This window comes from Nostoc sp. (assembly GCF_035638895.1).
In the GTDB taxonomy this organism is placed as follows: Bacteria; Cyanobacteriota; Cyanobacteriia; order Cyanobacteriales; family Nostocaceae; genus Nostoc.
Window position 1 is genome coordinate 1 of sequence record NZ_DASQZC010000029.1, and the last position, 2,162, is coordinate 2,162.

A 2,162-nucleotide genomic window follows, 5' to 3' on the forward strand; every position below is an offset into this window, starting at 1 on the left:
TGCTTTTATATTCAAAATTATCAACAGATGATCGGTCATCGCCGCTTGCAAGCTAATGATCCGCCGCCAGATTTAGCGATTGAGACTGATGTCACATCGAAAACTACTCTTGATGCTTATGAAGCCATTGGAGTCCCAGAACTATAGGTTTACGACAGTGGAAACCTTTCTATTTATTTCCTGAGAAATGGGAAATACATAAAATCTAATACCAGTCCTAATTTTGAGGATATAGCTATTACTCAGATTATCCCTGCTGCCGTAGAACGTAGTTGGCAAGTAGGAAGTTTTCAAGCTTTAGAAGAATTGGAAGCGATGATTAAGTAAAATGAGCAATGCTTTTTTGATCATTTTACTTAATTAGAATCACACTAGTAATAATTACTTGTCAAAATATATTAAGCTAATGTACATTAAAGTTACAGTATTTTTCTAAAATAGAGTATGGCTATAATTTTTTATGGAAACCCAAAACTTTAATGAAGAGTATGCAAAAGCTGTACAGTTTCTAATTGATGGAGAAGAAAAAGATGCCGCAATATTTTTACTATCTTGTGCTTTTTTATCATGGGATTCTGCCTTATACTGGTTCGATATAAAACTGAAAACTCGACGACCTAATTATGATATTCTTCTTGATAAAGAACATTCTATTACCAAAGCTATTCATCGAGCTTTTGAAGCTATACTACCTCTTGATGAATGGGAAGTTAATAAGCTGTATATAACTCCTGTAATAGAGTTATCGAATATTCCAGATATTCAAGCTGATTGGCGTGATGATTTGCTGAAAAATGCTCTTGGAAGAGATGGACATAATCAGGGTACATTCATTTCTGATGAAAAAGTAAAAAATTGGAATGGCTTTAAATTTGCATCCCTTAGTGAAGTCCAAGTTGCAAAAGAATTAGATAAACTAGGTGTCTTATTCCTTCCAAACTGCAAAGCGCGATTTAAGGTTGGATATGGACGCGGTGAATGTTATCCAGATTTTCTAATATGTCATCAGGGAAAGTGGGGAATCCTGGAAGTGGACGGTCCACACCACAATACGCAAAGCTATATTCAGCGCGACCGTAGTCGAGATCAATCTTTAAGGTCCTACGGAATATTTATCGAGCGCTTTGATTGGAAAGATTGTCAACAGCAGCCTGATTGTGTAGTTAAGCGTTTTTTAGACCTACTAGATAGTAACAGGTGATTATTAGTAAGTTTAATTAATAGGTAAAGAATTTTGACATGAATCAACTAACCTATAATTTAAATAAGTATGCTAACACTAAAGGTTTATTTTTCAGGGGAATTGCTGCTTGGGAAACCTTTAATAACCCTTACTCTCGTTAGTTCAACAAACCTCTCCCTGTCTTGAATTAAAGTTCAAACCTGTCTCTCTCCGACTCGGCTAGGGTGTATACACAAGTCTGAAATAGTTTACTCACCTGGGTTTCACGTAAGTTTTACCCCACCCTAATCCTCCCCTTGACAAGGCTACAAAAAAATCCTCGACTTTTTAGAAAAGCCGGGGACTTTGTTTTTTTACTACTTATTGAATTCAAATCTGACGGTTCAAAATTTATCAGTAATTTTTCAATATTTTTATCTAAACTTCATATTTTGACTAAATTCAATAAGCAAAATCCGCAATTACTTACTCAAAAGGAGCTTTGACTTACTCAAACCCCAGTTTGCTTTCTAATTTTGGTGTTTTCCGCAAGTAAAAGAAGCTTTTGCTTTCTCAAACCCCAGTTTGTTTTCTGATTTTGGTGTTTTCCGCAAGTAAAAGAAGCTTTTGCTTTCTCAAACCCCAGTTTGTTTTCTGATTTTAGTGTTTTCCGCAAGTAAAAGAAGCTTTTGCTTTCTCAAAATGCCATTTGGCTTACTCAAACTCCAGTTTGCTTTTTAATACCAATTTTCTTCCTGTCCCTTGCCTCTTCAGTCACGGATAAGATAAAGAGGTAATATAGCTCTTCACACAAGTAGCAATGACTTCAACCCTGCGGAAACTTCCTCGTCTTAATACTCCAACCCTGCATCAGTTGCCCAATGGTTTGACAATCATAGCGGAGCAGATGCCAGTTGAAGCTGTAAACCTCAACTTATGGATTAAAGTTGGTTCAGCCGTAGAATCTGATAGCATTAACGGCATGGCTCACTTTTTAGAG

Annotated in this window: 2 protein-coding genes; both read left to right on the plus strand. The window is 36.2% G+C overall.

Features of this window, described 5'->3' with window-relative positions; translation table 11 throughout:
- Positions 1 to 460 precede the first annotated feature (460 nt).
- Complete coding sequence (locus tag VE944_RS01160) at positions 461 to 1,201, plus strand: DUF559 domain-containing protein (protein ID WP_324971099.1); 741 nt, start codon at positions 461 to 463, stop codon at positions 1,199 to 1,201.
- Positions 1,202 to 1,982: 781 nt separating this feature from the next.
- Positions 1,983 to 2,162 (plus strand): insulinase family protein (locus VE944_RS01165; RefSeq protein ID WP_324971101.1); only part of this gene is annotated, 180 nt, incomplete at its 3' end.

Bases quoted from the DNA above. Each gene is read 5' to 3' on its own strand.
- VE944_RS01160 (WP_324971099.1), top strand. From the start codon at position 461: ATGGAAACCCAAAACTTTAATGAAGAGTATGCAAAAGCTGTACAGTTT.